Annotated in this window: 6 protein-coding genes; all 6 read right to left on the reverse strand. The window is 64.3% G+C overall.

From position 1 onward, the window contains the following. Positions 1-63 precede the first annotated feature (63 nt). The gene (gene pheT, locus AC1DT2_RS15325; RefSeq protein WP_477297236.1) at positions 64-2,445 is read right to left on the reverse strand and encodes a phenylalanine--tRNA ligase subunit beta; all 2,382 of its coding nucleotides are present in this window, start codon (positions 2,443-2,445) and stop codon (positions 64-66) included. A 33-nt stretch (positions 2,446-2,478) separates the two neighbouring features. Further along, positions 2,479-3,471 (reverse strand): phenylalanine--tRNA ligase subunit alpha, encoded by a 993-nt coding sequence (gene pheS / locus AC1DT2_RS15330; RefSeq protein ID WP_477297238.1) that lies wholly within the window; start codon positions 3,469-3,471, stop codon positions 2,479-2,481. Between the two features lie 99 nt (positions 3,472-3,570). Then, positions 3,571-3,930 carry a 50S ribosomal protein L20 gene (gene rplT / locus AC1DT2_RS15335; RefSeq protein WP_063571988.1) on the reverse strand — a complete coding sequence of 120 codons (360 nt, stop codon included), beginning with the start codon at positions 3,928-3,930 and terminating at the stop codon, positions 3,571-3,573. Between the two features lie 14 nt (positions 3,931-3,944). Then, positions 3,945-4,142, reverse strand: coding sequence for a 50S ribosomal protein L35 (gene rpmI / locus AC1DT2_RS15340; protein ID WP_046966439.1), 198 nt, complete (start codon positions 4,140-4,142; stop codon positions 3,945-3,947). Positions 4,143-4,429: 287 nt separating this feature from the next. Next, entirely contained in the window at positions 4,430-4,972 is a 543-nt protein-coding gene (infC, locus tag AC1DT2_RS15345) for a translation initiation factor IF-3 (RefSeq protein WP_477297240.1), read from the reverse strand. 30 nt (positions 4,973-5,002) lie between these two features. Next, positions 5,003-5,158: His/Gly/Thr/Pro-type tRNA ligase C-terminal domain-containing protein (locus AC1DT2_RS15350; protein WP_477297241.1), on the reverse strand; the 156-nt coding region annotated here is incomplete at its 5' end.

A 5,158-nucleotide genomic window follows, 5' to 3' on the forward strand; every position in this document is an offset into this window, starting at 1 on the left:
CGCTTGTTGAGGCCCACGTCGAGGAAAAGCCGCTCGGCCATTTCCGCCTTGGTCAGCGCCATCTTATCCTCGCAGTCTTGCCTTGCATGTCTTCTCCAATGCCCCCACCGCTTCTGCCACGCGAGCGTCGGCATCTTCGTCGGTAAGGGTGCGTGAAGCGTCCTGTAAAATCAAGCCCATAGCGAGACTCTTTCGTCCTTCGTCGATCCCCTTCCCGGCGTACCGATCGAACAGACGGATCTCCCTGAGGACCTCGCCAATGGCCTCGCGGACGGCGGCCTCGACGGCCGACCAGGACACCTCTTCCGGCAATTCGACGGCGATATCGCGACGAACGGCAGGGAAACGGGCCACGGACCCGGCGCTGGGGAGACGACGGGTGAGGATCCACTCCAGGGCCAGTTCCATCACATGGACGTCGGGACCCAGGTCCAGCGCCTTGGCCAGTGCCGGATGCAGTGCACCCAGGAAACCCGCTGGCTGGCCGTCACGGAGGACACGCGCGCCGCGGCCGGGATGCAACCAAGACGGCAGATCATGGGTGTCGACCGACCAGCGCTGCGGCTCGCCGGTGTGGGCGATCAACGCATCGAGGTCGCCCTTGAGATCGAAGAAATCGACCGGACGGGTCGGCTCGCCCCACTGCTCGGCGCGCGCGGCGCCACTGGCGACCACCGCGACACGGCCGACTTCGTCGGGTGCGCCACCCGTGGCATGAAAGCTACGGGCCACTTCGAACAGGCGCACACGCTCTTGCTGACGTGCGCGGTTATGACGCAGTGCTTCGATCAGGCCCGGCAGCAACGAGGTGCGCATGACGGCCAGATCTGCCGAAAGCGGGTTGGCCAAGGGCACCCAGTCCTTATCGACACCCCAGGTGGTAAGCAGGTCGGCATTGACGAAGGACAGCGTCACTGCTTCGAAGTAACCGCGCGCGGCAATCTGGTCGCGCAAGGCCATCTCGCTCAGGCGCGCTTCCGGCTCGGACTGCAAGGCAATCTGCCCGGCCGGGATGTGCGTCGGAATGCGGTCGTAGCCATGAATGCGCGCGACCTCCTCGATGAGGTCCTCCTCGCGTTCGATATCGAAACGGCTGCTCGGCGGCGTGACTTCCCAGCCGTCCGCGAGTTCGACCACATGCATGCCGAGGGCGGTAAAGATGCGGGTGACCTCACTGCCTGCCACGTCGATGCCAAGCAGGCGGCGGAGACGGGCATGGCGCAGCATCACCGGCGGATGGCTGGGCAGGTCTTCGAGGCGCTCGGCCACGGTGACCGGGCCCGCGCTGCCGCCGGCGATCTGCAGCAGCAGTTCGGTCGCGCGCTCGATAGCACGCCTGGGCAGCGCTGGATCGACGCCACGCTCGTAGCGATGCGAGGCATCCGTATGCATGCCGAGCTTGCGCGCGCGACCCATGATCGCCGCCGGCGCGAAGTGCGCGGCCTCGAGAAAGACGGTGCGCGTGGTGTCGGTCACGCGAGAGTCGAAGCCGCCCATGATGCCGCCGAGGGCCAGTGCRTTCGCCTCGTCCGCGATGACCACGAAGGAGGGATCGAGCTTCACGTCGCGCCCATCGAGCAACTTGAGGCTTTCACCCTGCCCCGCATGGCGCACGATGATGGCGCCGGAGAGCTTATCGTTGTCGAACGCGTGCAACGGATGGCCAAGCTCCAGCATCACGTACTGCGTGATGTCGACGATGGCGCTGATCGGACGGATACCGGCGCGACGCAGGCGCTCAGCCATCCACAGCGGGGACGACACGCTGGCGTCGACACATTCGATGATGCGGCCGAGGTAGCGGGGCGCATCGGCTCCCGCTTCCAGGCGGACGTCGCGAGCGGCGCTGGCGGTGACCGGCGCCGCGGCGCTGCCGATGGTCTTGACGCGGCTACCGAACAGCGCGGCGACGTCGTGCGCCAGGCCGTTGAGGCCGAGCACGTCCGGGCGGTTCGGTGTGACCTTCAGTTCGATGCTGGCATCGGGCAGACCAAGGTACTCGGCGAGCGGCTGACCGATCACGGCGTCCGCCGGCAGTTCCAGCAGGCCCGATGCATCGGCGTCGATGAGGAGCTCCTTCGCCGAACAGAGCATGCCGAAGGAATCGACACCACGCAGTTTCGCTGCCTTGATGTCGATGTTGCCCGGAAGCTTTGCGCCCACTTTCGCCAGCGGCACGCGGATGCCCACGCGCGCATTCGGCGCACCGCAGACGATCTGCAGGAACTCGCCCTGCCCCGCGTCCACCTTGCACACCTGCAGGCGATCGGCTTCGGGATGCTTCACCGCCTCGACGATCTCGGCGACGACGACGCCGTCGAGGTGCTCGCCCAGCGGGGTGACCTCTTCGACTTCAAGGCCGGCCATCGTCAGTGCGTGGACCAGCGTCGCGCGATCCGCGTCGATGGCAACCAGTTCACGCAGCCAGTTTTCAGAGAATTTCATGGGAGCGACTCGTTAACGTGGGGTCGAGGGCTATCAGGCGAACTGGCGCAGGAAGCGCAGGTCGTTCTCGAAGAAGGCGCGCAGGTCGCCCACGCCGTAACGCAGCATGGCGAAGCGCTCTACGCCGAGGCCGAAAGCGAAGCCCGTATAACGTTCCGGATCGATGCCGCAATTCTTCAGCACGGTCGGATGGACCATGCCGCAACCGAGGACTTCGAGCCAGCGTTCGGTGCCATCTTCGGCATCCCAGCGGATGTCCACTTCGGCCGAGGGCTCGGTGAAGGGGAAGTAGCTCGGACGGAAACGCATCTCGAAATCGCGCTCGAAGAACGCGCGGATGAATTCGGCCAGCGTGCCCTTCAGATCGGCGAAACTCGAAGTCTCGTCGACCAGCAGGCCTTCGATCTGGTGGAACATCGGCGAATGCGTCTGGTCCGAATCGCTGCGATAGACCTTGCCCGGCGCGATGATGCGGATCGGCGGCTGYCGGCCCTGCATGCTGCGGATCTGCACCGGCGAGGTGTGGGTACGCAGAAGACGCCCGTCACCGAAATAGAAGGTGTCGTGCATCGCGCGCGCAGGATGATGCGGCGGGAAGTTGAGCGCCTCGAAGTTGTGCCAGTCGTCCTCGATCTCGGGACCGTCGGCACGCTGGTAGCCGAGGCGGCCGAAAATATCGGCGATGCGCTCGAGGGCGCGAGTAATCGGGTGGATGCCGCCGTACTCACCGTCGCGGCCCGGCAGGGTCACGTCGATGCGCTCGGAGGCGAGGCGACGATCCAGCTCGGCCTGCTCCAGGGACTGCTTGCGAGCGGCAATGGCGTCGGTCAGGCGTTCCTTGACCCGGTTCACCTCCGCGCCGCGCGCCTTGCGCTCGTCGCCGGACAGCTGGCCCAGCGCCTTCAGCGCCGCGGTGACCGCACCATTCTTGCCCAGCAGGCCGACGCGAACGGCGTCGAGTGCCTCGAGCGAGGATGCGGCTTCGATGTCGCGCAGGGACGCGTCGATATGCTCGATCGATTCCATCGGTGTTCCTGACGGGGAAAAAAAATGGGGAGAAGGCCAGGCCTTCTCCCCACGTTATCCATCATCGCGCCGTATCGCTACGACGCGTGGTAAAGCGGATTACGCAGCCAGATGGGCCTTGGCCTTCTCTGCGATCACGCCAAATGCCTTGATGTCGTGCACGGCGAGGTCAGCGAGGACCTTGCGGTCGACGGCGATCTCAGCCTTGGCCAGGCCATTGATCAGGCGGCTGTACGACAGGCCGAACTGACGAGCGGCGGCATTGATACGGACGATCCACAGGGCGCGGAACTGACGCTTGCGCTGCTTGCGGCCGATGTAGGCGTACTGACCAGCCTTGATGACGGCCTGGTTGGCTACGCGGAAGACCTTGCGACGGGCGTTGTAATAGCCCTTTGCACGGCCGATGACTTTCTTATGACGACGACGGGCGGTAACGCCACGCTTAACACGAGCCATGGTTCAACCCTCCCTTAAAGATACGGCAGCATGCGAGCCACACTCTTGGTGTCGCAGGCTTTCACGTGGTTGGGAGCGCGCAGGCCGCGCTTACGCTTGGTCGACTTCTTCGTCAGGATGTGCGACTTGAAGGCGTGACCAGCCTTGAACTTGCCAGATGCGGTCTTGCGAAAACGCTTCGCTGCCGCCCGGTTGGTCTTGATCTTGGGCATCGGAATGCTCCGTATTCGGGTTGCTGACTGTTCCGGCGGCGTGCCCAGGGGCAACGCACTTTCCTTCCTGCCGGGTACGGTGGTTCGGCCTATCCATACGGGCCGAGCCGGCGATGATACCGAAACGTGAAGGGCTGCGCCAGTGGTGCCTATCGCGCCTGAATAGGCCCGATGGCTCTTTGTGGGAGCTGATTCATCGGCGAATGGGTGCTCGCCGTGGCTGTGGCCCGCTGCCGCGGAATCGCCGCTGAAGCGGCTCCCACAAGGGGCGCCGCTTCCGGGGTGGATCAGATCTTCTTCTTCGGGCCGATCATCATGACCATCTGGCGGCCTTCGAGACGGGGGAACGACTCCACCACGCCGTCTTCGCCGATATCGCCCTGAACCCGGCGGGCCAGGTTCTGGCCGAGGTCCTGATGGGACATTTCGCGGCCGCGGAAGCGGATCGTGACCTTGACCTTGTCGCCTTCCTCAAGGAACTCGCGCATCTTGCGGAGCTTGATCTGGTAGTCGCCTTCGTCAGTGACGGGGCGGAACTTCACTTCCTTGATTTCGACCTGCTTCTGCTTCTTCTTGGCAGCCGAGGCCTTCTTCTGGGCTTCGAACTTGAACTTGCCGTAATCCATGATCTTGCAGACCGGCGGATCGCCGTTCGGCTGGATTTCGACCAGGTCCATGCCCAGCTCTTCAGCGGCCTTGATGGCGTCATCCGTCCGCATGATTCCGAGCTGCTCGCCTTCCGCGCCAAGCACGCGGACCTGCGGGACACGGATGTCTTTGTTCTTGCGATTACCCTTGTTATCGGTCGTAGCGATACCGCTATCCTCCAGAAGATTGAACCAGGTGCCGGACGCGAGCGATCAGCGCTGCGTCTCGGCCTTCAGCTTTTCGACGAACTGGGCCACCGGCATGCTGCCGAGGTCCTCTCCGCCACGGGTACGTACGGAAATGGTGCCCGTTTCCTTCTCGCGGTCGCCGACCACGATGAGATAAGGGACCTTCTGCAACGTATGCTC

The sequence above is a fragment of the Luteibacter sp. P4_E6 genome, from assembly GCF_056401535.1.

Excerpts from the sequence above, each read along its gene's own strand:
- rplT (WP_063571988.1), bottom strand. The coding sequence starts at position 3,930 with ATGGCTCGTGTTAAGCGTGGCGTTACCGCCCGTCGTCGTCATAAGAAA.
- rpmI (WP_046966439.1), bottom strand. The coding sequence starts at position 4,142 with ATGCCCAAGATCAAGACCAACCGGGCGGCAGCGAAGCGTTTTCGCAAG.